This is a genomic window from Nannocystis punicea (assembly GCF_026965555.1).
Classification (GTDB): domain Bacteria; phylum Myxococcota_A; class Polyangia; order Nannocystales; family Nannocystaceae; genus Nannocystis; species Nannocystis punicea.
The window spans coordinates 11,336,506-11,359,999 of the sequence record NZ_CP114040.1 but is presented as its reverse complement, the minus strand read 5'-3'; the positions used below and the strand labels follow the sequence as shown (position 1 = coordinate 11,359,999).

The 23,494-nt window shown below is 73.1% G+C and carries 21 protein-coding genes; 10 read left to right on the top strand and 11 right to left on the bottom strand.

All coding sequences use genetic code 11. The features are described 5' to 3' along the window. Positions 1 to 31: 31 nt before the first annotated feature. The 5 genes from O0S08_RS43610 to ribF all read right to left on the bottom strand — a co-directional run bounded on the left by O0S08_RS43610 (position 32) and on the right by ribF (position 4,187). Positions 32 to 415 carry an ApeI family dehydratase gene (locus O0S08_RS43610; protein ID WP_269035425.1) on the bottom strand — a complete coding sequence of 128 codons (384 nt, stop codon included), beginning with the start codon at positions 413 to 415 and terminating at the stop codon, positions 32 to 34. Then, a complete protein-coding gene (gene dapB, locus O0S08_RS43605; RefSeq protein ID WP_269035424.1) occupies positions 415 to 1,239 on the bottom strand; it encodes a 4-hydroxy-tetrahydrodipicolinate reductase in 825 nt (274 codons plus the stop codon). The genes O0S08_RS43610 and dapB overlap by 1 nt, the downstream gene beginning before the upstream one ends. 36 nt (positions 1,240 to 1,275) lie before the next feature. Then, positions 1,276 to 2,172: a 4-hydroxy-tetrahydrodipicolinate synthase gene (dapA, locus tag O0S08_RS43600; protein WP_269035423.1), complete on the bottom strand. Its 897-nt coding sequence runs from the start codon at positions 2,170 to 2,172 to the stop codon at positions 1,276 to 1,278. Between the two features lie 553 nt (positions 2,173 to 2,725). Beyond that, positions 2,726 to 3,199: a hypothetical protein gene (locus O0S08_RS43595; protein WP_269035422.1), complete on the bottom strand. Its 474-nt coding sequence runs from the start codon at positions 3,197 to 3,199 to the stop codon at positions 2,726 to 2,728. Further along, a complete protein-coding gene (ribF, locus tag O0S08_RS43590) occupies positions 3,192 to 4,187 on the bottom strand; it encodes a riboflavin biosynthesis protein RibF (protein WP_269035421.1) in 996 nt (331 codons plus the stop codon). Before ribF ends, O0S08_RS43595 begins: the two co-directional genes overlap by 8 nt. 740 nt (positions 4,188 to 4,927) lie before the next feature. On the opposite strand from ribF, the gene O0S08_RS43585 reads away from it, so the two are divergent. After that, a complete protein-coding gene (locus O0S08_RS43585; RefSeq protein WP_269035420.1) occupies positions 4,928 to 5,287 on the top strand; it encodes a hypothetical protein in 360 nt (119 codons plus the stop codon). 72 nt (positions 5,288 to 5,359) lie between these two features. Here O0S08_RS43585 and O0S08_RS43580 read toward each other — a convergent pair whose 3' ends face one another. Continuing rightward, the gene (locus tag O0S08_RS43580; RefSeq protein WP_269035419.1) at positions 5,360 to 6,277 is read right to left on the bottom strand and encodes a hypothetical protein; all 918 of its coding nucleotides are present in this window, start codon (positions 6,275 to 6,277) and stop codon (positions 5,360 to 5,362) included. Positions 6,278 to 6,605: 328 nt separating this feature from the next. On the opposite strand from O0S08_RS43580, the gene O0S08_RS43575 reads away from it, so the two are divergent. From O0S08_RS43575 to O0S08_RS43565, 3 genes are all read left to right on the top strand, one after another. Continuing rightward, positions 6,606 to 7,091 (top strand): DUF4398 domain-containing protein, encoded by a 486-nt coding sequence (locus O0S08_RS43575; protein ID WP_269035418.1) that lies wholly within the window; start codon positions 6,606 to 6,608, stop codon positions 7,089 to 7,091. Continuing rightward, the gene (locus tag O0S08_RS43570) at positions 7,088 to 8,347 is read left to right on the top strand and encodes an OmpA family protein (RefSeq protein ID WP_269035417.1); all 1,260 of its coding nucleotides are present in this window, start codon (positions 7,088 to 7,090) and stop codon (positions 8,345 to 8,347) included. The genes O0S08_RS43575 and O0S08_RS43570 overlap by 4 nt, the downstream gene beginning before the upstream one ends. 79 nt (positions 8,348 to 8,426) lie before the next feature. Then, positions 8,427 to 10,190 carry a hypothetical protein gene (locus tag O0S08_RS43565; protein WP_269035416.1) on the top strand — a complete coding sequence of 588 codons (1,764 nt, stop codon included), beginning with the start codon at positions 8,427 to 8,429 and terminating at the stop codon, positions 10,188 to 10,190. Positions 10,191 to 10,265: 75 nt separating this feature from the next. On the opposite strand, the gene O0S08_RS43560 is transcribed toward O0S08_RS43565, so the two are convergent. Together O0S08_RS43560 and O0S08_RS43555 are read right to left on the bottom strand one after the other, a co-directional pair. Beyond that, the gene (locus O0S08_RS43560) at positions 10,266 to 11,420 is read right to left on the bottom strand and encodes a type II secretion system F family protein (protein ID WP_269035415.1); all 1,155 of its coding nucleotides are present in this window, start codon (positions 11,418 to 11,420) and stop codon (positions 10,266 to 10,268) included. 14 nt (positions 11,421 to 11,434) lie between these two features. Then, the gene (locus tag O0S08_RS43555; protein WP_269035414.1) at positions 11,435 to 13,123 is read right to left on the bottom strand and encodes a GspE/PulE family protein; all 1,689 of its coding nucleotides are present in this window, start codon (positions 13,121 to 13,123) and stop codon (positions 11,435 to 11,437) included. 225 nt (positions 13,124 to 13,348) lie between these two features. Between O0S08_RS43555 and O0S08_RS43550 the strand changes: the two genes are divergently transcribed. Beyond that, positions 13,349 to 14,683: a class I SAM-dependent rRNA methyltransferase gene (locus O0S08_RS43550; RefSeq protein ID WP_371879521.1), complete on the top strand. Its 1,335-nt coding sequence runs from the start codon at positions 13,349 to 13,351 to the stop codon at positions 14,681 to 14,683. 92 nt (positions 14,684 to 14,775) lie between these two features. Here the strand turns inward: O0S08_RS43550 and O0S08_RS43545 are convergent, their stop codons facing one another. Together O0S08_RS43545 and O0S08_RS43540 are read right to left on the bottom strand one after the other, a co-directional pair. Beyond that, positions 14,776 to 15,297: a hypothetical protein gene (locus tag O0S08_RS43545; protein WP_269035412.1), complete on the bottom strand. Its 522-nt coding sequence runs from the start codon at positions 15,295 to 15,297 to the stop codon at positions 14,776 to 14,778. 48 nt (positions 15,298 to 15,345) lie between these two features. Next, positions 15,346 to 15,552 (bottom strand): hypothetical protein, encoded by a 207-nt coding sequence (locus tag O0S08_RS43540; RefSeq protein WP_269035411.1) that lies wholly within the window; start codon positions 15,550 to 15,552, stop codon positions 15,346 to 15,348. A 165-nt stretch (positions 15,553 to 15,717) separates the two neighbouring features. Here O0S08_RS43540 and alaS point away from each other — a divergent pair, with 165 nt between their 5' ends. Next, the gene (gene alaS / locus O0S08_RS43535; protein ID WP_269035410.1) at positions 15,718 to 18,396 is read left to right on the top strand and encodes an alanine--tRNA ligase; all 2,679 of its coding nucleotides are present in this window, start codon (positions 15,718 to 15,720) and stop codon (positions 18,394 to 18,396) included. A gap of 39 nt (positions 18,397 to 18,435) precedes the next feature. Continuing rightward, complete coding sequence (locus O0S08_RS43530; protein ID WP_269035409.1) at positions 18,436 to 20,298, top strand: hypothetical protein; 1,863 nt, start codon at positions 18,436 to 18,438, stop codon at positions 20,296 to 20,298. An 83-nt stretch (positions 20,299 to 20,381) separates the two neighbouring features. Here the strand turns inward: O0S08_RS43530 and O0S08_RS43525 are convergent, their stop codons facing one another. Beyond that, a complete protein-coding gene (locus O0S08_RS43525; RefSeq protein ID WP_269035408.1) occupies positions 20,382 to 21,788 on the bottom strand; it encodes a glutamate--cysteine ligase in 1,407 nt (468 codons plus the stop codon). Between the two features lie 188 nt (positions 21,789 to 21,976). Between O0S08_RS43525 and O0S08_RS43520 the strand changes: the two genes are divergently transcribed. Genes O0S08_RS43520 through O0S08_RS43510 form a run of 3 tightly spaced genes read left to right on the top strand, consistent with a single transcriptional unit; the run spans position 21,977 to position 23,390 of the window. Further along, the gene (locus tag O0S08_RS43520) at positions 21,977 to 22,351 is read left to right on the top strand and encodes a bactofilin family protein (protein ID WP_096328206.1); all 375 of its coding nucleotides are present in this window, start codon (positions 21,977 to 21,979) and stop codon (positions 22,349 to 22,351) included. A gap of 32 nt (positions 22,352 to 22,383) precedes the next feature. Then, on the top strand, positions 22,384 to 22,698 hold the full coding sequence (locus O0S08_RS43515) for a bactofilin family protein (RefSeq protein ID WP_096328205.1): 315 nt from the start codon (positions 22,384 to 22,386) through the stop codon (positions 22,696 to 22,698). 2 nt (positions 22,699 to 22,700) lie between these two features. Next, positions 22,701 to 23,390, top strand: coding sequence for a bactofilin family protein (locus O0S08_RS43510; protein WP_269035407.1), 690 nt, complete (start codon positions 22,701 to 22,703; stop codon positions 23,388 to 23,390). The last annotated feature ends 104 nt before the right edge of the window (positions 23,391 to 23,494 follow it).

The window sequence follows — 23,494 nt, the reverse complement described above, 5'->3', positions numbered from 1 at the left end:
TGATGACATAGCCGATGGACGGCGCCGGCGCTCAAGCCTGCGACTCGGCCGCCGTGGCAAAGGTCATGACCCCCACGGTGCAGGCCTGGCCTTCGCGATCGATCTGGAAGTGCACCCGCGGCGCCTCCTCGCCGCGCTCGAGCTCGACGGTGAGCTCCAGCGCGTCGCCGGGGGCGATCGGCTGCTTGAATTTGAGCCTGCCGACCCGCGTCGGCTCGCCCAGCTCGGGCCACAGCGCCCGCACCCGGTCGAGCACGAGGGCGACCAATTGGGCCACCCCCGGCAGCACCGGCTCGCCCGGGAAGTGGCCCGCGAAATAGAGCAGGTCGGCCGGGACGCCGACGGCGAAGGTCGCGAGCTCGCCGCTGGCGGAGCTGCTGCGGCGCACCAGCTCGAGGTCGAAGCGGTCGCGCATCAGCCGAGGTCGCCGAGGCCGATGACGTCGGCCATGGTGTAGAGACCCGGCGACCTGCCGGCCACCCAGCGGGCGGCTCGCAGGGCGCCGCGGGCGAAGATCGCCCGGTCGAAGGCGCGGTGGGTCAGCTCGAGCCGCTCGCCCTCGGCGAGGAACATGAGGGTGTGCTCGCCGATCGAGTCGCCGCCGCGGACGGCCGCGACGCCGATCTCGCCGCGCTCGCGCGGGCGGGCGTGCTCGGCGGCCCGGTCGGTGCGCATGACGCCCTCGAGGTCGCGGCCGGTGGCCTTGGCGACGGCCTTGGCGATCCGCAGGGCCGTCCCCGAGGGGGCGTCGCGCTTGTGGCTGTGGTGGATCTCGAGCAGCTCGGCGTCCCAGCTCTCGCCGAGCGAGCCGGCGACGAGGCCGGCGATCTTGGTCAGCAGGGTGACGCCGACGCTGAAGTTGGCGGCGCTGACGATGGCGATCTCGCGCGAGGCCTCGCGCAGCAGCTCGCGGGTGGCCTTCTGCAGGCCGGTGGTGCCGAGCACCAGGGGCACGCCGGCCTCGACGCAGCGGCGGATGTTGGCGTCGGTGGCGGGGGCCAGCGAGAAGTCGACGACGACGCTGTTGCGCCGCGGCCGGAGGTCGTCGACGACGGTGACGCCGATGTCGTGCAGCCCGGCGAGCCGGCCGGCGTCCTGGCCGAGCCCGGCGCCGCCCTCGCGGTCGACTGCCGCCTCGAGGATCATGGTGTCGCTGAGCACGATCTCGCGGATGAGAGTCTTGCCCATGCGCCCGCGGGCGCCGACGATGCTGATGGGGACGAGGCGTTCGGTCGTCATGGTGATGGGAGGAGGCTGGCCTTTGGGACCTGTCTCTCAGGACAGCAGGCCGAGGCTGCGCAGGGTGTCGGCCAGACCGTCGCGGCTCGGACGGTCGAGGGCGAGGAGCGGGAGGCGGATGTCGTCGGTGCAGCGGCCCTGGAGGGCGACCGCGGCCTTGACCGGGATCGGGTTGGGCTGGCCGAACAGGGCCCGGGCGAGCGGGTAGTGGCGGTCGTGCAGGGCGCGGGCGTCGTCCCAGCGGCCGGCCGCGGCGGCGTTGCACAGCGCGGCGACCCACTGCGGGGCGACGTTGGAGGTGACCGAGATGACGCCGTGACCGCCGAGCGCGAGGAACGGGAAGACCGTGAAGTCGTCGCCCGAGAGCAGGGCGAAGTCGCGGCGGTGGGCCAGCAGCTCGCGCATGCGCGCGGCCCGGTTCAGGTCGGCGGTGGCGTCCTTGATGCCGACGATCTTCGGGTCGGCGGCCAGCTCGGCGACGGTCTCGGCCTGGAGATCGCAGCCGGTCCGCCCGGGCACGTTGTAGACCACGACCGGCAGACCGCTGGCCTCGGCGACGGCGCGGAAGTGGGCGACGAGGCCGGCCTGGGTCGGCCTGTTGTAGTAAGGAGTGACCTGCAGGGTGCCGTCGGCCCCGGCGGCCTTGCAGGCCTTCGCCAGCTCGATGGCCTTGGCGGTGTCGTTGGCGCCGGCGCCGGCGAGCACGGGGACGCGCCCGCGCACGGTCTTGACGACGAGCTCGACGACGCGGAGGTGCTCGCCCACGCTCAGGGTCGACGCCTCGCCGGTGGTGCCGCACGGCACGAGGCCGTGGATCCCCGCGGCGAGCTGCGCCTCGACCAGGGCGACCAGCGCGGGCTCGTCGAGCTCGGACGCGCCGCCGGCGGTGCGCCGCATGGGGGTGATCAGGGCGGTGAGTGCTCCGCGAAACATGAGCGGGCCGGACACTAGCACAGGCTCCCAGGCGCGCGCGCGTCCGCGGGCGCGCACGGGGCCGCCCAGGCGTCGCCGTTGTGCGCGCCGACACCAGGGGCGCGGGCGGGCGAGCGGTCGGGAATACGGGGCCGGCGAGGGGCGCCGATGCGGCGAGGCTCGAGCGGCGGTCGACCTCGGCACGCGGGGGGTGCGGAGGAGGGGCGCCAATGCGGCGATCGGCGTTCTCGACACGCCCGGGGCGCCCGATCAGCGAGGGCGCGGGCGAGCAGGAGGGGCGCCGGCGAGCGGCCGTCGGGAGGCGGTGCCGATGCAGCGAGGAGGAGCCGCGCGGGACGCCTACTTCGGTACGTCCGGGGGAGGGGCGCCGATGCGGCGAGGCTCGAGCGGCGGTCGACCTCGGCACGGGGGGGGGTGCGGGGGAGGGGCGCCGATGCGGCGAGAGGGCGACGGGTCGGGGCGGAGGCGCGGCGCCGATGCGACGAGCGACCGTTACCTCGGCGCGATCGAGGCCGAGTCTCGCCGCGCGCCACTCAGGGTCGGTGCGGGCCGTTTACGGGCCCGCCGGGGTGGGCCAGGAGATCGCCTCGTGAACGGCGAGGAGCTGCAGGCCATCGGCGCCGAGGCGAGCCAGGCACAGGCTGGCGCTGGCGGGGTTCGGGCGCGGGCCGCCGGCGATCTCGAAGGTGTGCTCGCCGGCCTGCTCGCGGCAGCGGGCCGAGGTGATCCAGGTGCTCGTACGGCCGGGGAGGGCCGGGACCGGGCGGAAGACGGCGAGGATCAGGTGCAGGGCGGGGTCCGGGGGGGCGTCGTGCCAGCGGACGACGACGCCACGGCCCGGCTGGAAGGCGGCGTAGAGGCGCGCGCGCGAGCGGTGGGCCAGGCGCTCGGCCAGGACGAGGGCGTGGCCGTGCAGTGGATCGGCCGCCAGCACGCGCGCGAGCACCCGGCGGGCCTGCTCGAGGTGCTCCTGCTGCATGTACAGCTGGGCGAGCGTGGCGCTGACGAGGGCGGGCGCTTCAGACATGGTCGTCCCAGGTGGAGGCGGCGCCGAGGACCGCGTGGGCCAGCCAGGCCGGGGTGAGGAGGGGGCGCGCGACCTCGATGTCGCGGGCGATCTGCGCGACCAGGGCGGCTGCCGACGGGAAGCGCTCCTCGGGCCGCAGGCGGGCGGCGAAGGCGACCTCGACCGGGCGGTCGTAGAGCGACTGGCCCAGGTCGACGTCGAGCGCGTGGACCTCGAGGGTCTGGGCCGCTCCTTCGCCGAAGGTCGGGTTTTGACCCAGATTCATGACTGCCGGCCAGAGGGTGCCGGCGTCGCGGTCGGGGGCGACGAGCGCGAGCGCGCCGGCGTAGACGCCCGGCGGGGGCAACAGCGGGTTGCGGACGGCGACGTTGGCGGTCGGGAAGCCGAGACCGCGGCCGCGGCGGGCGCCCTGGACGACCGGGCCCTCGACGCTGTACGCGCGGCCGAGCATGGCCTCCGCCGCGGGCAGGTCGCCGCGCTCGACGGCGCGCCGGATCCCGGAGCTGCCGAGCTTGGCCTGGGCCGGGTCGGAGGGCAGGCTGACCTCGGCGACGACCTCGACGTGCACGCCGGCCGGGACGAGCCGGCGGCGCAGGTCGTCGGGGCCGCCGGCCCGACCGGCGCCGAAGCGGAAGTCGGGGCCGACGACGACGGCGGCCGGCCGCAGACCGCCGAGCAGGAGCTGGTCGACGAAGGCGTCGGGGGCGGTGTCGGCGAGGGCGCGCGTGAAGGGCAGGACGACCAGGCTGTCGACGCCCAGCGCCGCCGCGACCCGGGCGCGCTGGGCCAGGGTCTGGAGCCGCGGCGGGGCGCGCTCGGGCGCGAGGACCTGGGCCGGGTGAGGGTCGAAGGTGACGAGGGCGACGCGCGGAGCGAGGGCCGCGGCCCGGCGCAGGAGCGCCTGGTGGCCGAGGTGGAGGCCGTCGAAGGCGCCGATGCACGCTGCCGTGCCGGGGGGAAGGGGCGTGGGCTGCCGCAGGAGGCGCATGGCGACCGGCGGCGAAGCTAGCACGCGCGCGGGGGCGCGGAGCGCGGGCGGCGCGGGGCTTGGCTCACGCGCGGGGGCAGCGGGACGGCGTTGTCGGGGCAATCGCGGCGGGCGAGGGCGCGGAGACCGAGGCACGGCCGCGGGGCTGCGGGAAAGTAAAGGTCGTGCGCCGGCCATGGAGGCGAAAAGGTCGCGCGCCGGCAGGCGGGCAGGGGGAGCACGAAGCGGTCACGCTCTGGCGCGCCGGCGGGCCGATGGAGGCGAAGAAGGTCGCGCGCCGGCAGGCGGGCAGGGGGGAGCACGAAGAGGTCGCGCTCTCGTGCACCGGCGGGCCATGGAGGCGAAAAGGTCGCGTGCCGGCACGCGGGCAGGGGAGCACGAAGAGGTCGCGCTCTCGTGCGCCGGCAGGCGGGCCGATGGAGGCGAAAGGTCGCGTGCCGGCAGGCGGGCAGGGGGAGCACGAAGAGGTCACGCTCTCGCGCGCCAGCGGGCCATGGAGGCGAAAAGGTCGCGTGCCAAGGCGGAGCACGAAGAGGTCGCGCAGGGGTGGACGAGAGCGAGGATGGCGGCCGGCCGGGAGGAATTCAGTGCGTGCTCTCGGGCTCCGGCTCGACGGTGGTGCCTCGGCGAGGCCCGAGCGCTCGGGGCGGATTGGGTCGAACTTCAGGCTGCGCGACCACCTCGGCTCAGCCCGGTCGCGGGGCGCTCGCTCGGGCCGCGAGAAGGTGTAGGGTTGAAGCATGCCGCGGCTTTGCTTCGGGCTCTGGTTGGTCCTCGTCCTCGGCTGCGGCGAGTCCGCCCGCGAGGTGTACACGCAAGGAATGAAGGCCGAGGGCGACGCCGAGCGCGGGCCGTGCAAGCTGGTGTTCGACCAGCAGCTCGGGCAGAACGTGATCTCGGCCGACCAGATCCAAAGCTGTCTCAAGGGCCAGGAAGAGGCGATCGCCCTGTACGACCGGGCCTCGGCGCTCGGCCTCAAGGACCTCGACTTCGAGCGGACGCGCGAGCAGGCTCGCGAGCGGGCCAAGCGCCTGCAGAGCATGCTGACGACGCTGCGGGAGCTCGAGCAGCCCGAGTATCCCGGCGGCAAGTCACCCTGAGCTGCCGAGGCCGCTTCGGCCGCGAAGGATGCCCGTCCGCGTCGGCCCTCGGCCGGCGATCCGGGCGCGATCTCAGGGCAGCGCGCCGCCCTCGATCCAGCGGACGATGGCCAGCATCTCCGGGTAAGGGAGGGGGGCGTCGGGGGGCATCGGGTCGCCGCGGACGCCGTGCAGGGCCTGGCCCTCGTCGTCGCGCAGGAGCACCTGGACGAGGAAGCTCTCCGAGGGGCGGCGGGGGACGACCATCGGGAAGCCGGTCGATTGCCGGCGGGTCGGCAGGACCAGGCCGGCGAACGCGTCCTGCGGCGACGACAGGTCGAGGCGCTCGTAGGCCAGGTCGTCGGGGTCGCGGTGGCAGCTGCAGGCGGGGTTGTTGGCGGCGAACACCTGGCCGGGGGCGAACAGGTCGGTGAGCGTCGGCGCGGGCGCGGGCGGGTCGGTCTTGTCGCCGTCCTCGGGCTCGCGGACGTAGAACTGCAGGATGAAGAGGGGGCCGGAGTCGTCGGCGACCCACCCGGGGGTGGTGACGTCGAGCTGTTCGCCGGCCCAGCCGACCGCCGAGGGGGCGAGGCGGACGCGGTGGAGGACGCCGGGGACCAGCGGCTCCTTGGCCCGCAGGGACACCACGCTGCCGGGGCACCAGGGGGCGTCGGCGGTGCCGCTGCTCTCGCCCGGGGGGCGCCAGGCGAACAGTTGCAGGTCGAGCTGGGCGTCGAAGATGACCAGGCCGGAGCGCAGGGAGGCGTCGAGGTCGTCGAGGGCGCGCGGGTCGAGGGTGCCGGAGAAGCAGAAGTCGATCTGGGCCCCGGGGGGCACGTCGTCCGCCATCGGGCCGGGGATCGTCTCGAGGATCTCGAGGCGCTCGGAGATCGGCTCGAAGCGCGGCGTGTCGCTGACGCGGGTGCAGGCGAGGCCCGCTGCGAGCGCGATCCCGGCGGCGAGGCGGGCGGCCGGGCGCGCGGAGAGCGGCCGTTCGCGGCGTGACGACATCGGCCAGCAGCGTACCCGCCAGTGGCCGGGAGAACCAGGAGCGACCGGGCGAACCAGGCAGGGCTTTTCCCCACGGTTCGCAGGGACTCAGCAGCCGCGGCCGCTATCACAGAAGTGGCGTGCAGGGCGGCCCTGTCGGGGCCGAGACGGCGGAGGTCGGCTTGTTGACCCTTTGCGCCGGCCCCTGGTATCGTCGCGGCGATTTCGGCAGTCGCCGCGCCCGCCCGGGCAGACCCCCGGCTCCTTATTGGCCCTCTCGGGCCCGGGGCCGGACCTTACGACCCCTCCAATCGACGCCTGCCACGATCTCGAACCAGGGAGCCTTCTGGTGCTGCGAACAACGCGATTCGTCAAGCTGATCCCCATCGTCGTCGCGGCCGCGTGTACCGCGGGCTGTGGACCCTTTGGGTACCTCAAGAAGGTGGCCAAGGAGTCGACCCGGGCGGTGGCGGACGCCGAGGCGGCCGGCGCCGAGGAGAACGCCCCCTATGAGTACTGGGGCTCGGTGACCTACCTGGAGCAGTCGAAGATCTTGATGGGCTACAGCGAATACGAGCGTTCGTTCGACTACGGCGAGCGCGCCAAGCAGCTCGCCGAAGAGGCGAAGAAGAAGGCCGAGATGCGGCGCAAGGGGCAGATGGACCAGCGCGCCGAGGGCGTCGCGACCCCCGACGAGTTGCCGGCCGGGACCACCGACGGCAAGGCGGCCGGCGACGCGAAGGCGAGCGGCGACGCGAAGGCGAGCGGCTCGAAGGATGCGGGCGGCGCCAAGGGCGAGGTCAAGGCCGGCGTGAAGGTCGGAGGTGGCAAGTGAACCGCCTTACTGTTTGTGTCGTCGCCACGGTGGCGAGCTCCTTCGTCGGGCTCGGGTGTCTCGGCGAGCGCCTGCTCGGCAAGGTCCAGGGCACCGACACGGTGCTGCAGGGGGCGATCGCCGACGGCTCGAAGTCGATCGACTGCGCGCCCAAGGAGACGGCGATCGCCGAGGCGAACATCCGCTTCTCGCGCGACGCGCTGGCGATGGGCGAGTACTACCGCGGCAAGGACCACGCCGAGAAGGCCGAGCTGTACACCCAGCTCGCGCGCAAGAAGACCGACCCGGTCCGCTGCAAGGACCCGAACGTGGTCAACCGCCCGCCGGTCGGCGCCAACGACCGCGACTGGGACGGCTACGACGACATCGCCGACAAGTGCCCGGACGACCCGGAGGACTTCGACAGCTTCGAGGACGACGACGGCTGCCCCGACAAGGACAACGACAAGGACGGGGTCCTCGACGCCGACAAGCTGACGAAGGACGAGGCCCGCAAGTCGTACACCTGGTCGACCAACGACCGGAAGTCGGAGAACGGCCGCGAGGTCGACTGCCGCAACGAGCCCGAGGACATCGACCAGTTCGAGGACGAGGACGGCTGCCCCGACCCGGACAACGACCGCGACACGATCCTCGACGTCAACGACACCTGCAAGAACGACCCCGAGGACTTCGACGGCTTCGAGGACGAGGACGGCTGCCCCGACCCGGACAACGACAAGGACAAGATCCTCGACGCGGCCGAGCTCGTGCGCAACGCCGACGGCACGTACAACTGGATCAACAAGGACAAGAAGACCGAGAACGGCGTCGAGGTCGACTGCCGCAACCTGCCGGAGGACTACGACGGCGTCGAGGACGACGACGGCTGCCCGGACGTGCTGAAGATCGACAACTGCCAGATCAAGCTGAGCGACAAGATCTACTTCAAGTTCAACAAGTGGGACATCGACCCGAAGAGCTTCAAGGTGCTCGACGAGGTCAAGGACACGCTCAACGCCGCGCCGGACATCAAGATCTTCATCGAGGGCCACACCGACAGCAAGGGCTCCGACAAGTACAACAAGACCCTGTCGCAGAAGCGCGTCAACAGCGTGCGCGACTACCTGGTCAAGGCCGGCATCGACACCGCTCGCCTCGAGCCGATCGGTTGGGGCGAGGAGAAGCCGATCGACAGCAACAAGACCAACGAGGGCCGCGCCAACAACCGCCGCGTGGAATTCAACCTCAAGGACTGCAAGAAGACCATCCAGTGATCGGCGCCGCGCGCCGAACCCCCTGGACACCCAACGCCGGCTCCCAGCCGGCGTTCGGCTAGAAGGAGCTCGAGATCCTGTGCGAACGCAGACCCTCGTCCGTCCCCGTCGACTCGTCGACCCGCGCCGCCCTGCGGGCCTGCTGTCCGCCGCCCTGTCGTTGGCGGTGATCCTGTCCTCCGGGACAGCCTTCGCCGACTCGCGGGACGACCTCAAGGCCGCCTACAACAAGGCGCTCGGGCAGTACAACAACCTCGAGCTCGACCCGGCGCTCGCGGCCCTCGACCAGGCGCTGGCCGGGACCACCACGGACGACCCGGCGACCGCGCCGCTGCGGATGCTGCGGGCGGTCATCATCTTCTCGAACTCCGGCAACAAGAACGAGACCACCGCGGCGTTCGTCGACGCGGTCAAGGCCGACTACAACGTCAGCCTGCCGACCGAGCTGCGCTCGCCCGACCTGCAGAAGCTGCTCGACAAGGCGCGCAAGGACTCCGGCGCGTCGGCGCCGAGCGAGGCGGTCCGCCACACCTCGCCGTCGACCGACGGCTGCGGCCAGGACCTCAAGTTCGAGGTGCTGACCTCCGGCATCCCCGACGGCGGCCAGGTCGGCCTCTACTGGCGCAACGTCGGCGACTCCGGCGAGTTCAAGTCGGTGACGATGGACACGTTCGGCAACATCGCCACCGCCCAGGTGCTCGCCTCGGAGCACGGCGACAAGCCGGTCGAGTACTTCGTCTACGTCTACGACGGCGCCAACAAGGCGCTCGGCAACAAGGGCGCGCAGGACAACCCCCTCGTCGCCGACGTCAAGTGCGTCAAGGAGGTGCCGAAGGAGAAGGAGCCGGAGAAGCCGCCGCCGCCGAAGCACTCGCTGCCGAAGATCTTCATCAACCTCGGCCTCGGCACCGGCATCGGCGTGGCCCGCGGCGTCGCCGACCAGAGCTACAGCCAGTACACGCCGGCCGGCAACTTCAACTACGGCGTCAAGGAGTTCGCCTGCGCCCTGGCGCGGTGGAGCAGCGGCACCGGCGACCTGCCCGGCGACCCGATCCAGTACCAGGCGCAGATGGGCGCGGCGGTGATGGCCTACGGCGCGCCGTACACGGTCGACCAGTTGGCGATGAACTACAACGCCGGCGAATGCGCGGCCCACCACAAGGTCAGCACCGGCATGGCCTCGGCGCCGTTCCACATCGCCCCCGAGATCGGCGGCCGGATCGGCAAGAAGCTGGTGCTCTCCGGCTTCCTCCGCATCCAGGCAGTGACCGGCTCCAAGGTCTACCGCGACGACCCCAAGGCCTCGCTGCCCGACTCGTACATGAACGACGTCACGAACCCCAACCCGGAAGGCATCCGCAGCAAGCCGGGCGTGACGATCGCCGGCGGCCTCAAGATCAAGTACTTCCTCGGCTCCGACGAGAAGAAGTTCCGCCTGTTCGTCGGCGGCTTCCTCGGCGGCGGCTTCACCCGCCTCCGCGTCCCCATGGGCTTCGCCAACGACCGCAACGGCAACAGCGTGCCCGACGACAAGGAGACCGCGTTCGAGAGCGGCGGCCAGTGCACCGCGGTGTGGCCGTACAAGCACGACTGCGCCGACCCGAGCTCGCCGGCGAGCCTGGCGGCCGGCCAACAGGCCGCCCAGGTCACCGCCAACGCCGACAAGTCCCAGCGCATCGACACGGTGCGGATCGGCGGCGGCCTCATCGGCGGCGTGTTCGGCTTCCACTGGCAGGCCGCCAAGCACTTCGGCCTGTTCGGCGAGCTGCAGGTCGGCGTGTGGTTCCCGCGCACCACCAGCCTCCTCATCGACCTCAACATCGGCCCGGTCATCACGTTCTAGGGGACAGGTCCCGAGGGACAGGGCGCGAGGGGCATGTCCATGCGGACATGTCCCTTCGTCGCTTCGGGGCCAGACCTATCGCAGGAGCGGGGCGGCCAGCGCCAGCGCGGCGGTCACGGCCAGCGTCGCGAACGCCGCATAAAAGACGACGACCAAGCGGCCTGTCTTCCGGGACAGCCACTCGAGGGCGGCGTCCTCCTCGAGCCCGGCGAGCCGGCGCAGCGTGGCGGCCAGGTCGGCGCCGCGGTCGGCGGCCTGGACCGCGCGGGCGAACCCGGCCGGCAACCCCGCCTCGGCCAGCGCGGCCCCGAGCTCGCCGCCCTGGGCCACGCCGAGCCGCGCCCGCTGGGCGGCCTCGGCCAGCTCGCGGTCGCCCGCCTCCCACCCCGCCAGCTCGAGCGCGACCTGACGCGGCGCCTCGGCGGTGGCGAGCAGCGCGAGCGCGCGGGCGAAGCGGGCCAGCGCCAGGCGCCGCAGCGTCTCGGCCAGCCCGGCGGCGAGGCCGAGGGCGCCCGAACGCAGCGACGGGAAGACCGCGAGGAGCGTCGCGGCGACGGCCACGGCGGCGGCGGCGAGACCTGTCCCGAGAGACAGCCACGGCGCGACCGCCAGGACGTCCGCCGCAGCGCCGGTCGGCACGAGGTCGAGGCGGCGATAGAGCCCGCCGACGGCCGGGACGAGCACCGCCGTCAGCGCCGACCCGCCGGCGAGCAGCACCGCCGCGGCCGCGCTCACGCGCACCGCCGCCGCGCGCACGGCGGCCCGCGCCGCGTCGGCGGTCGCGAGCAGCTCGATCAGCGCGGCCAGAGTTGGATCGAACAACCCGCGGGCGTCGGCCTCCCCGAGGGCGCGGGCCGCCAGCGCGCCGAAGGTGGTCGGGTGCTGGGCGAACGCCTCGCCGACGCCGGCGCCCGACTCGACCGCCAGCTGGGCGGCGTGCAGCGCCCGCGCCACCGCGCCGCGGCTGCTGCGGGCCCCGAGCTCGAGCGCCTCCGCGGCCCCGACACCGGCTGTCCTCAAGGTCAGGAATTGCCGCAGGGCCGGCAGCAGGGCCCGCGCCGGGGCCTCGGCGAGGTGCGGCGCTCCGCGGCGGGAGCCGCGGTCGACGCGAGTGACTCGCAGGCCGCGGCGGCGCAGCGCCTCGATCACCTGCACCTCGTCCGCGCCGGCCAGCTCGCCCCCGCGGATCTCCCCGGCGCTGGTGCGAGCCTCCCACACGAACAGCGGCATACCTGTCCCTCGGGTCATTCGGTGGTCGCGCGCAGGACCTCGTCGAGCGAGGTGGTGCCGTCGACCACGCGCAGCAGGCCGGCCAGCCGCAGCGGTCGCATCCCGAGCCGCACCGCCTCGGCCCGCAGCTCCGACACGCCGGCGCCGTCCATGATCCGCTCGCGCAGCGACTCGCCGATCGGCATGACCTCGAAGATCGCGGTGCGCCCGCGGAAGCCGCCGTGACAGGCCTTGCAGCCGCGCGCGCGCCGGGGCGAGCCGTCCCGGGCGAGCGCCGGCGGCACCCCGGCGTCGACCAGCCGCTGCACGCTGCAGCTCGGGTCCGGCTCGGCGCACTCGGGACACAGCTTGCGGACCAGTCGCTGGGCGATCACCAGCGAGGCCGCCGCGGCGATCACGTGCGGCTCGACGCCGAGGTAGATCAGGTGGACGAGCGCCCCCGCGGCGTCGCCGGCGGGCAGGGCCGCGAGCACGCGTCGACCGCCGGCCGCCGCTCTGGCGCACAGCTCGGCGGTCTCGAGGTCGCGCAGCTCGCTGACCATGACGATGTCGGGGTCCTGCCGCAGCACCGCGCGCACGGCCGCGGCGGGGCCGAGCTCGGAGTGGATCTGGACCTGCGAGACGCCCTGCAGGTGGTACTCGACCGGGTCCTCGACGGTGGCGATCCGCACGCTGTCGGCGGTGAGCTCGCCGAGCGCGGTGCACAGCGTGGTGGAGCGCCCGGCGCCCGCGAGGCCGGCCACCAGCACGAGGCCGTGGGGGCGGTGCAGGGCGGCTCGCACCTGTCGCAGTGGTTCGCCGTCGATGCCGAGCCGCGCGAGGTCGGCCGGCAGCGCGGCGCGGTCGAGCAGGCGCAGGCGCAGCGCCTCGCCGAACACCGTCGGCAAGGTGACGACGTGGAACGCGACCTCGCGCTCCTTGCCGGCCTTGAAGCGCAGGCGACCCTCGAGCGGCTGGCGGCGGTCGCCGACGTCGAGCCCGGCCTGCTGCTTGAACTTGCCGATCAGCGACGCGCCGTAGCCGAGCGGCGGGTCCATCTCGTGGTACAGCGCGCCGTCGATGCGGTAGCGGACCCGCATGCCCTTCTCGTACGGCTCGATGTGGATGTCGGACGCGCCCTTCGCCAGCGCGTTGCGGAGGATCGCCTCGCACAGCCGCCCGGCCATCGACTGCTCCGGCTCCGACAGCTGCGGCGGCGGCCGCTCGCGCTCGGGCAGGCTGACCGCCGGCTCGAGCCCGAGCCCGCCGAGGACCTCGCCGTAGGGGGCCGCCAGCTCGACCTTGTCGTAGTAGCGGGCGATCGCCGCCTCGATCGCCGGCTCGAGGCTGACCACCGCGTCGATGTTGAGGCTGGTGTGGAACTTGAGGTCGTCGATCGCCAGCATGTTGTTCGGGTCGGCCATCGCGACGATGAGCTTGGACCCGGCGCGCTGGACCGGGACCGCCAGGTGGCGGACCGCGAGCGACTTGTCGACCGTGCGGATGACCGCCGGATCGATCTCGTGGGTGGCGAAGTCGAAGTAAGGGACCTTGAAGTGCTCGGCGAGGAAGCCGGCCAGCTGGCGCTCGCTGATGAAGCCGAGCTTGAGCAGGATGGTCGTCAGGCGCTTGCCGAACGCGCGCTGCTCCGACTGCGCCCGCTGGAGCTGCGGCAGCGAGATCAGGTCGCGATGGACCAGTAGTTCGCCGAGTCGGTCTGCCATGCGGGCTCGGCCGGCGCCGGCGGGCGCGGCCAGGGCGGAAAAGCCTACAGCCCGCCGCCCGGCCCGCCAAGCGAGGAAACTTTCGCGGCCCCTCGCGCCTGTCCTTTGCGCCACTGTCCCGGGCAGCGGACCGCTGTCCGCCTGCACCGGCGCCGCCGGCTCCATGGCCAGTCGACCTGATTTTTCGCCACGTCGCGGCGCTATCGCCTATTCTCCGCGGCCGCCATGCCACCCACCGACGGCCGTCCGCTGCGCACTCGCCCCGCCACTCGCCCCGCCGAACCCTCGCGGCCACAGCGACGCGGCGGGGGCGGCGGCGCTGCCGGTGGCGACGCGGCGCCGCGGCGGCGCACCCAAGGCGGTCACCCGCGGCCCGGTGTCCGCGGCCCGCACATCAAGGTGCCGCACGAGGTGGCCCGTCTGCTGCGCGCCGGCCACCCGTGGGTGTTCCGCAACGCCGTCCAGCGGCCGCTCGCGCTGCCCGAGGGCGCCGTGGTCCCGGTGATGGATCCGGACGGCTACCTGATCGGCCACGGCCTGAACGAGCCCGAGGGCGCGATCGCCTTGCGCATGGTGAGCCTGGCCGCCGAGTTCGAGTGGAACGAGGACGAGATGCTCGCGCGGGTGCGGGCCGCCGTGCGTCGTCGCGGCACCAGCGTGCCCTCCGAGGCGTGCCGCCTGATCCACAGCGAGGCCGACGGCTTCCCCGGCCTCGCCGTCGACCGCCTCGGCTCTCACCTGCTCGTCTACAAGTACGCCAAGATCGCCGAGACCTACCTCGACGCGCTGGTGCCGATCCTCGAGCAAGAGCTCAAGCCGACCGGCATCTACCTGCAGGACCGGATCCGCGGCGTCACTCCCGACGACCGCCGGCCGCCCGCGTTCCACCTCGCCGGCAAGCCGGCGCCGCCCGAGATCGAGGTCGACGAGGATGGCCTCAAGTTCCTGGTCGATGTGACAGCTCCGGTCTCGCCCGGCCTGTTCCTCGACCTCCGCGAGGGCCGGCGCCTGTTCGAGGCGTGGTCGCGCGAGCGCAGCGTGTGCAACCTGTTCAGCTTCACCGGCGCGTTCGGTCTGCGGGCGCTCCGCGGCGGCGCGCGCTCGGTGACCCACGTCGACGCCGCGGCCCGCAGCCACGCGCGCTGCCGGCAGAACCTCAGCGCCTCGAAGATGGACCCCGAGGCGATCGAGGCGATCACCGGCGACGCCTTCGCGCTGCTCGAGAAGTTCCGCCAGCGCGGCCGCGTGTGGGACCTGGTGATCGTCGACCCGCCCCCGTTCAGCAACGTCAAGGGCAGCACCTTCAGCGCGCTCAAGGACTACGGCGAGCTGATGCGGGCGGTCAGCGGGGTCGTCGGCCCCGGCGGCCTCGTGCTGGCGATCAGCAACGCAGTGCGCCTCGGCGAGGAGGAGTTCCTGCTCGCCGTCGGCGAGGGCGTCCACGCGGCCGGTCGCGCCGCCCGCCTGGTCGGCGAGTGCGGCCTCCCGCCCGACTTCCCGGTCCCCCCGGCCTTCATCGAGGGCCGCTACCTCAAGGTCAAGCTGCTGCAGTTCGACTGAGCGCGGAAGGCTCGCGCGAGTTCGAGTCACTCGATCGCGAGTGCTCGAGCACCGCCGCGCGACGACCTCGAGTCGATCGGCCGAGTGGAAGCTCAGTTCGACTGCGTCGCCGCCCGCGCCGGGGCGCGCAGTCGCAGGCGCCGCGAGGCCCGCGGCTGCTGCCCGCGGATGAACGCGAACACCAGGCTGGAGAGTCCGATCCCGCCGAGCAAGCTGGCGGTGAGCTGGCCCCATCCGCTGGTGGCCAGCAGCGCCACGGCGGCGCTGGCGGCCAGGAACAGCACGCAGATGCCGAAGCCGAGGTACTGCCCGCGAGCGATCTGTCGCCGCTGAGCGGCGCGATCGATCGCGCGGGCGCGCAGCTTCTCGCGACGGAGCTCCAGCCGCTCGAGCTCGACGCGATGCAGGTGCGTTTGGGTGGCCTGAGCGAGGCGATAGATCAGCTCGCGGCCTTCCGGCGGATAGGCCGCGAGCTGCTCGGGCGACGGCAGGGGGCTCGAGCGCTGCAACATCGCGAGGATGGAGATCGAAGAGCGCCCGGCGGCCGAGACCTCGCGGTCGAGGGCGCGGCGAGGTTCGTTTTCTCCGGGGACGACGAGCTCGTCTGAATTCACGCGCCGGAGGCTAGCGCGCCGAAATTCGTGCGCAACTTCGCGCGCGTCCTAGCGCGGCGGCAGGCGATCGGCGTAGCTCTCGTAGATGCCGGCGAGGTCGCGACGAATGGCCGCGAACTCGCGGGCGATCGCCTCGGCGTCGCTGAGGGGCCGCTTGGCGGGGCGGCGCTTGGCGGGGCGGCGCGGGCGGGGCGGTTCGGGCGGCTGGATCTCGAGGATCGACGCCATGCCGGCCAGGATTCCGCGGAGGGACATGCCTCCTCATTATACGCCCGCGGTCCCGCCCGAGCCAGCCGGCGGGCCGGATCTGCGCGCGAACGCGTGCGGGCCTCGTGCGCGAAGTGCGCGCGAAATCGCACGCGCGGGGGGTTCGGTGCGCGGGGGCTCGTGGCCGCGCGGATCGATTATTCTCCCCCGCCCATGCAGCGGCCCATTCGCGCTCACGAGATCCGCAGCCGATTCCTCAACTACTTCGCCGCCCGCGATCACGCCGTCGTGCCGTCGTCGTCGCTGGTGCCGGCCAACGATCCGACGCTGCTGTTCACCAACGCCGGGATGGTGCAGTTCAAGGACACCTTCCTCGGGCGCGACCCGCGGCCGTACAAGCGGGCGGTCACCGTGCAGCGGTGTCTGCGGGCCGGCGGCAAGCACAACGACCTCGACAACGTCGGCTTCACCGAGCGGCACCACACGCTGTTCGAGATGCTCGGCAACTTCTCGTTCGGCGACTACTTCAAGCAGGACGCGATCCGCTGGGGCTGGGAGTTCCTGACCGAGGATCTCGGCATCTCGGCCGACCGCCTGGTCGTCAGCGTCTTCAGCGGCGAAGGCGAGTCGGCCCCGGCCGACGACGAGGCCTACGAGCTGTGGACCTCGTATGTCCCGAAGGACAGGATCTACCGCTTCCCGGCCAAGGAGAACTTCTGGGCCATGGGCCCGACGGGGCCGTGCGGGCCGTGCTCGGAGATCCACATCTTCCACGGCGACAAGGCCCCGCCGGACGCCGGCGTCGCCGGTCGCGGCCCGGCCTACGAGGACACCCGCTACACCGAGCTGTGGAACCTCGTGTTCATGCAGTACGAGAAGTTCGACGACGGTCGGCTCGTGCCGCTGCCGAAGCCGAGCATCGACACCGGCGCCGGCCTCGAGCGGCTCGCCTCGGTGATCGAGGGCGTCGGCAGCAACTACCGCACCTCGCTGCTGACCCCGCTGGTCGACCTCGCCAAGCGCCTGGCCGGCGCGCCGGCGCACGACCTCGGGGCCGGCGAGGCGCCGTTCCGCGTCATCGCCGACCATGCGCGCGCGACCGCCTTCCTGATCGCCGACGGCGTGTTCCCCGACCGCGACACGCGGCCGTACGTGCTGCGCCGGATCATGCGCCGGGCGATCCGCTTCGGCGAGAAGGTCGGCCTCGAGCACCTGTTCTTCCACGAGGTGTGCAAGAAGGTCGTCGAGGAGTTCGGCGAGGCCTATCCCAACCTGGTCGAAAGGGCAGCCACGATCGACGAGGTCGTGCGCGGCGAAGAGGAGAGCTTCCGCCGCACTCTGAAGCGCGGCCTGCGGCTGTTCGACGGCGCCGTCTCCGAGCTGCCCGCCGGCGAGACCGCCTTCCCGCAGGGCGTCGCCGCCGAGCTCTACGACACCTACGGCCTGCCGATCGACCTCACCGGGATCCTGAGCCGCGAGAAGGGCCTCACCCTCGACGAGGAGGCGGTCAAGCAGGAGGTCCAGGCGCGCCAGGCGGCCGGCGCCGCGGCTGCCAACCTCGGCGGCGGCGACAAGGCGATCGACAACCTCTACTTCCGCTTCAAGGAGCGGTTCGCCAAGGCCGCGACCTTCACCGGCTACGCCGAGCTCAGCGGCCGCGGCAACGTGCTCGCGCTGGCGGTGAACGGCGTCGAGCAGACCGCCGCGAAGGAGGGCGACGACGTCGAGTTCATCACCGACGCGACCCCGTTCTACGGCGAGAGCGGCGGCCAGGTCGGTGACACCGGCATCGCCGAGGGCGACGGCGTGCGCGTCGAGATCAGCGACACCCTCAAGCCGACCGGCGACCTGCACATCCACCGCGGCAAGGTCACGCACGGCACCCTCGAGGTCGGCCGCCTCGTCACGTTGACCGTCGACGGCGCGCGGCGGGCCGCGATCCGCCGCAACCACAGCGCCACGCACCTGCTGCACCACGCCCTGCGCGCGGTGCTCGGCACCCACGTGGCGCAGAAGGGCTCGCTGGTCGCGCCCGACCGGCTGCGCTTCGACTTCTCGCACCCGCGGCCGATCACGCCGGAGCAGCGGCAGCAGATCGAGCGCATCGTCAACGAGATGACGCTGGCCAACGCCGACACCGACACGCGCGAGATGAGCCCCGGCGAGGCCAAGAGCGCCGGCGCGATCGGCCTGTTCGAGGCCAAGTACGGCGAGCAGGTGCGCGTGGTCCGGATCGGTCAGGACAGCGTCGAGCTGTGCGGCGGCACCCACGTCCACCGCGCCGGCGACATCGGCCTGTTCGCCATCGTCAGCGAGGTCGGCATCGCCCAGGGCGTGCGCCGCATCGAGGCCGTCACCGGCATGAACGCGCTGCATCACTTGCAGCAGACGGTGCAGATCCTCGACCGCGCGGCCAGCGAGCTGCACGCCAGCGGGCCCGGGGACGTCCTCGACAAGCTCGGCCGCCTGCAGGTCAGCGCGCAGAAGCGCGAGCGCGAGATCACCGAATTGCAGCGCAAGCTGGCCGTCGGCGGCGGCGGCTCCGGCGACACCGTCGCCGAAGTCGCCGGCGTCAAGCTGCTCGCCAAGGTCGTCGCAGTCGCCGATCCCAAGGCCCTGCGCGAGGCGGCCGATACTCTGCGCGACCGCCTCGGCTCCGGCGTGATCGTCCTCGGCGCAGAGAAGGACGGCAAGGCCTCGCTGCTGGTCGCGGTCACCAAGGATCTCGCCGGCAAGGTCCACGCGGGCAACCTCATCGCCGCCCTGGCCACACATGTCGGCGGGCGCGGCGGGGGCCGGCCCGACCTCGCGCAGGCCGGAGGACCCAACGCGGCCGGCCTGCCCGCGGCCATCGACGCGGCCGGCAGCGCCCTCGCCGCGCAGCTCGCCTGAGCCGCACGGGCGCGGCTCGCTGTGATACCGTGAAATCACATGCAGCCTGATGACCTGCTCGCGGGCGAGGGCTACGCCGCCAAGGACGTGCCGGCCTTGCTCGCGTGGGCCCGCGCGCGGGCCAGCGTCTTGCTGCAGGGGCTCGATCCCGACTCGACGCTCGGCGAGCTCCTCGGCGGTCGTTCGGGACATGTCCCACGGGACAGCTCGTTCATCACCCGCCGCGACAGCGCCTTCGACGTCCGCGAGGGGCTCGACGAGGAGCTGGACGACGAGCTGCCGGCCGACCTGCGCCGCGCCGTCACGGCCGCCACCACCTCGCAGCCGCCGCCGGCGCCCGCGGTGATCGACGACGATCCCGACTCCGGCCTCGGCGGCTTCGCCCGCTTCCAGTCGCTCCTGAAGCTCAGCCGGCCGTACCCGGTCCGCCAGCCGGAGCCGGTCGTCGACGAGCGGCCGACGCTGGCGCGGAGCTTCGCGCTGGCGGCCCAGCGCGAGGTCGATTACCCGCCGCCGTCGTCCTCGTCGCCGCCGCCCGACCTCTCGGCGACCTTGCCGCTGGCCGCCGCGCTCGGGATCAGCAGCGAGGAGTCGGCCGCCTTGGTGCTGGGGATCCCCGACGAGGAACCCGGCGAGAGCTCGGGCATCAGCGATCTTTTCTATCGGGGCGCCGGGCCCGACCTCGACTCGCCCCTCGCGCACTCGCCGACGGTGTCCTCGCACACGAGCCCGCACGCGTCCGGCTTCATCGACGACGACGACGACGTCCGGATGCCGATCCAGGACGACGACGACGACCTGCCGCTGCCGACGCTGCAGGACGACGAAGTCCCGGTGTCCAGCGACGCCTCGTCGTTGTTCGACGACCACCCGCCGATCGGTCGCCCCGTCGACGAGTTCCGTGGCGGCCTGCTGGACGCGCCGCTGCGGCGGGCGTCGATGGACGACGTCCGGCGCGTCGAGGCGCCGGGGCGGCGGGCGTCGCTGAACGACGTGCGCAGCGTCCTGGTCGACGACGACGACGCGCCGCCGATGCGCCCCGCGCGGGACGACGTCCGCCGCGTCGACGCTCCGGTGCGTCGCAACTCGGTGGAGGATGCCCGCCGGCTCGGTGCGCCGGTGCGACGGCCGTCGATGGAGGACGTGCGGAGCGCGCTGGTGGACGACGACGAGGCGCCGCCGACCCGTTCGGCGCCGGTGCGTCGGTCGTCGATCGACGACGTGCGGAGCGTGCTGGTGGACGACGACGAGGCGCCGCCGACCCGTTCGGCGCCGACCCGTTCGGCGCCGGTGCGGCGGTCGTCGATCGACGACGTGCGGAGCGTGCTGGTGGACGACGACGAGGCGCCGCCGACCCGTTCGGCGCCGGTGCGGCGGTCGTCGATCGACGACGTGCGGAGCGTGCTCGACGAGGCGCCGCCGACCCGGGCGGCGCCAATGCGTCGGCCGTCGATGGACGACGTGCGTGGTTCGCTGCTGGACGACGACGACGGCGACGGGCTCGACCTGTCGCCGCCGACGAGCGCCACCAGCGTCGACGCCGACGAGGCGCTCGCCGAGCCCGTGCGCACCCGCGACACCCCGCCGATGCCTGGCCTCCCGGCCATCGACGACAGCGACGGCGACAGCGGCGCGCCGGTGCTGCGCCACCGCACCCCCAAGAAGAAGGTCGTCGAGCTCGGCGCCCCGCTCGCCAAGCCGCGCGCCGGCTCCGGCGCGGCCTCGGTCGGTCCGAAAGGCCCCAGCCCGAAGGGCCCCAGCCCCAAGCCGCCGACGCCGCGCAAGCCGCCGCCGCCGCCCGCCCGCAAGCCGCCGCCGCCGCCGGACGACGACATCCAGGAGCTGAGCCGCGTCGAGCTGATCGAGGACCTGCCGTCCTACCTGCGCGACGACGACGAGTGAGGCTGGCGCGGGGACATGTCCCCGCGCACATGTTCGTCCGGGCATGCCCTTCGAGCCATGCCCGAAGGGACATGCCCGTCAGGTCAGGTGTCTTCGAGCCCGGCGCCGGCGAAGTGGAACGCGCGGACGAAGGCGCGGCGGGCCTCGACGTCGCGGCCGGGGCGGGGGCCGAGCTGGGCGCGGGCGACGTCGGCGGGCGACGTCCCGGCGGCGACCAGGGCCTCCAGGGGGTCGAGGAAGAACGCCTCGGTGCGGCCGCGATGGTCGCGGATGTCGGCGCGCTCGAGCCCGTCGCGCGCGATGGCGAGCAGGCGCTGACACAGCTCGCGGACGCGCGGCGAGGCGAGGGCGACCTGGCGGCACTCGGCCCACAGGGCCAGGCGCTCGCCGAAGTCGAGGTCGGCGACCAGCTCCCAGGCCGCCTCGCCCGCGTCGTCGTCGTAGAGCAGGCCCTTCCACAGCGCCGGCAGCGCGCAGAGGATGTTCTGGCGCACCGAGTCGCAGCCGCGGACCTCGAGGTACGGCTTCAGGCGGATCTCCGGGAACAGCGTGCTCAGGTGCAGCTCCCAGTCGCCCTGCGTCGCGGAGTGGCGGACGCCGTCGGGGTCGACGTAGCCGGTCGCCATGTACTCGCGGAACGGCACGTGCAGCGGGATGTAGCGGCCCTGCCGCCGGATGAAGAACATCGGCACGTCGAGCGCCCAGTCGACGTAGCGCTGGTACGAGAACGGCGCCTCGAACGCCCACGGCAGCAGCCCGCAGCGGGCGGCGTCGACGTCGGTCCAGTTGTCGCTGCGCAGCGAGGCGAACCCGCGGTCCTCGCCTTCCTTATAAGGGGAGTTGGCGAACAGCGCCGTCGTCAGCGCCGACACCCCCATCGCCAGGCGGAACCTGGCCCCTGCCTGCTGCTCCGACGCGTAGTCGAAGTTGGCCTGCACGGTGCACGTGCGCAGCATCATGTCGAGCCCGCGCTGGCCGCGGGTCGGCAGGAAGGCCCGCATCACCGCGTAGCGCGGCTTGGGCATCCAGTGGATCTCGTCGCGGGTGGCGAACGGTTGGAAGCCGGAGGCCAGCCAGGCGATCCCCAGCTCCTGCGACACCGCGTGAAGCTCGCGCTGGTGCTGCGTGAACTCCTGGCAGGTCAGGTGGACGTCCGCCAGGGGTTTGCCGCTGAGCTCGAACTGGCCGCCGGGCTCGAGGGTGATCGAGGCGCCGTCGCGTTCGAGGCTGATGAGCGCCCCGTCGTTGCCGCGCTCGCCGCCCGGCTTCCAGCCGAAGCGGGCCATGAAGCCCTGCATGACCGCCAGGACGTGGGCCTCGTACGCGACCGGACGGTACTCGCCGTCGGCGACGAACACGCCGAACTTCTCGTGTTCCGTGCCGATCTTGTGGGTGCGGCGGTCGGGGCGTTCGGCGCGGCGGAAGAACCCCGTGAGGTCTTCGGGCTGCAGCGGCGCGGCGGAGGCGGGGGTCTCAGGGGTGCTGCTCACGGAGGCTCCGGGTCGTGGCCAAGGCTGGCGGAGAATCAGTGTACGTGGCGTTCGGCGAGACTTGACAGCGAATTGAAGCCCACGGGCGCGTGATGAACGGCCTATAGGTCCTGCGGCGCCGGGCCCGACCGTCACCCGCGCTTGACCGCGGCGCAGGCCCGCCGTTACTCTTCGCCGGCGTAAAGGCCATGGCTGGATCTGCCGTCCACGAAGCTCCCTGTGTCATCGGCCCGCGGATCACCGTCCGCGGGTCCCTCGTCGGCGAGGAAGACGTCGTGGTGCAGGGCAGGGTGGAGGGAAGCATCGCCTTGACGGCGCACCTCCTCATCGCCGGGCCGGCGCTGGTCGCCGCCGACATCGAGGCCGACAGCGTCGAGATCCACGGCCAGGTCGAGGGTGACGTCGTCGCTGCCGAGGGTATCACCCTCCGGGAGGGCGCCCGGGTGGTCGGCAACCTCCGCGCGCCGCGCGTCGAGATCGCCGACGGCGCGCAGTTCAAGGGCGCCGTCGAGATGGACGTCCCGCTGCCCGGCAACGTCCTCCGGCAACCGCGCCCTCGCTGACTTTCCATCTTCCCCGACCGCAGGCACGATTCATGTCCAGCACCGTCATCGGCTCCAGCATCCTCATCGACGGCGAGATCACCGGCGAAGAGCACCTCGTCGTCCGGGGCACCGTCAAGGGCCGGATCCAGGTCCGGGACACCCTCGTCATCGAGGACGGCGGCGTCGTCGAGGCCACCGTCGACGCCGCGTCGATCACAGTCCAGGGCACGCTCCGCGGCGACGTCGCCGCCAGCGAGCGCGCCGAGCTGCGCCCGAGCAGCACCGTCGTCGGTGACATCCGCGCCCCGCGGATCCTCATCGCCGACGGCGCCTCGTTCAAGGGCAACGTTGACATGGGGGGATGAAGGTGTCGCAGTCGGAATCCACGCAATCCTCGCCCGACGAGGCCACCACCGTCGTCGCCCCCGGCACGCACATCGTCGGCCGCCTGTCTGGCCAGGAGGACATTCGTGTCCACGGCACGATCGAGGGCCGCATCCACCTCTCCGCCACGCTCTACGTCGAGCCCGAGGGCATCATCGCCGCCGACGTGCACGCCGATGACGTGGTCGTCGCCGGCACCGTGGTCGGCAACCTGACCGCCGCCGGCAGCATCGTCCTCGCCGCCAGCGCCCGCGTGGTCGGCGATCTCCGGGCGCCCCGCCTGATCGTCGCGCCCGGCGCCGCCTTCCGCGGCCAGGTCAGCATGGAGCCGCCCGACGAGGACGAGCTCGAGGCCGAGGCCGAGTCCAGCCGCGACCGCCGCGAAGGCCGCCAGTGGTCGCAGGCCGCCGCCCAGGCGCGCCCGCCCCAGCCCCGGCCCGCCGCCACGTACGCGACCCAGAACGGCGTTCGTCTGCCCCCGCAGCGGACCGCCCCGCGACGCGAGAGCGTGCTCGCCAAGCCGTCGCTGACCCGCCCGCGCCTCGAGGAGCATGCGAGCGAGCATTACAGCGAGGCCGACGAGGCCGACTGGGGCGACAGCGTCAAGCGAGCGAAGAAGGTCGCGCGCCCGCGGGTCTTGGCCCGCGGCAAGCACAAGGTCGAGCGCATCTGAGCGCTCCCCGGGCGACCCGCCCGCGACAACGAGATCGCCGCCGCGGGGCGCCCCGGGGCGCTGAACCGACGGGCTGCGCCTGAACCCCGCGCACCCCGTCGGGC

What these genes read in the sequence shown, in the direction of transcription:
- O0S08_RS43610 (WP_269035425.1), bottom strand. Translation starts at nt 415, where the DNA reads ATGCGCGACCGCTTCGACCTCGAGCTGGTGCGCCGCAGCAGCTCCGCC.
- dapB (WP_269035424.1), bottom strand. Translation starts at nt 1,239, where the DNA reads ATGACGACCGAACGCCTCGTCCCCATCAGCATCGTCGGCGCCCGCGGG.
- dapA (WP_269035423.1), bottom strand. Translation starts at nt 2,172, where the DNA reads ATGTTTCGCGGAGCACTCACCGCCCTGATCACCCCCATGCGGCGCACC.
- O0S08_RS43595 (WP_269035422.1), bottom strand. Translation starts at nt 3,199, where the DNA reads ATGTCTGAAGCGCCCGCCCTCGTCAGCGCCACGCTCGCCCAGCTGTAC.
- ribF (WP_269035421.1), bottom strand. Translation starts at nt 4,187, where the DNA reads ATGCGCCTCCTGCGGCAGCCCACGCCCCTTCCCCCCGGCACGGCAGCG.
- O0S08_RS43585 (WP_269035420.1), top strand. Translation starts at nt 4,928, where the DNA reads ATGCCGCGGCTTTGCTTCGGGCTCTGGTTGGTCCTCGTCCTCGGCTGC.
- O0S08_RS43580 (WP_269035419.1), bottom strand. Translation starts at nt 6,277, where the DNA reads ATGTCGTCACGCCGCGAACGGCCGCTCTCCGCGCGCCCGGCCGCCCGC.
- O0S08_RS43560 (WP_269035415.1), bottom strand. Translation starts at nt 11,420, where the DNA reads ATGCCGCTGTTCGTGTGGGAGGCTCGCACCAGCGCCGGGGAGATCCGC.
- O0S08_RS43555 (WP_269035414.1), bottom strand. Translation starts at nt 13,123, where the DNA reads ATGGCAGACCGACTCGGCGAACTACTGGTCCATCGCGACCTGATCTCG.
- O0S08_RS43550 (WP_371879521.1), top strand. Translation starts at nt 13,349, where the DNA reads ATGCCACCCACCGACGGCCGTCCGCTGCGCACTCGCCCCGCCACTCGC.
- O0S08_RS43540 (WP_269035411.1), bottom strand. Translation starts at nt 15,552, where the DNA reads ATGTCCCTCCGCGGAATCCTGGCCGGCATGGCGTCGATCCTCGAGATC.
- alaS (WP_269035410.1), top strand. Translation starts at nt 15,718, where the DNA reads ATGCAGCGGCCCATTCGCGCTCACGAGATCCGCAGCCGATTCCTCAAC.
- O0S08_RS43530 (WP_269035409.1), top strand. Translation starts at nt 18,436, where the DNA reads ATGCAGCCTGATGACCTGCTCGCGGGCGAGGGCTACGCCGCCAAGGAC.
- O0S08_RS43520 (WP_096328206.1), top strand. Translation starts at nt 21,977, where the DNA reads ATGGCTGGATCTGCCGTCCACGAAGCTCCCTGTGTCATCGGCCCGCGG.
- O0S08_RS43515 (WP_096328205.1), top strand. Translation starts at nt 22,384, where the DNA reads ATGTCCAGCACCGTCATCGGCTCCAGCATCCTCATCGACGGCGAGATC.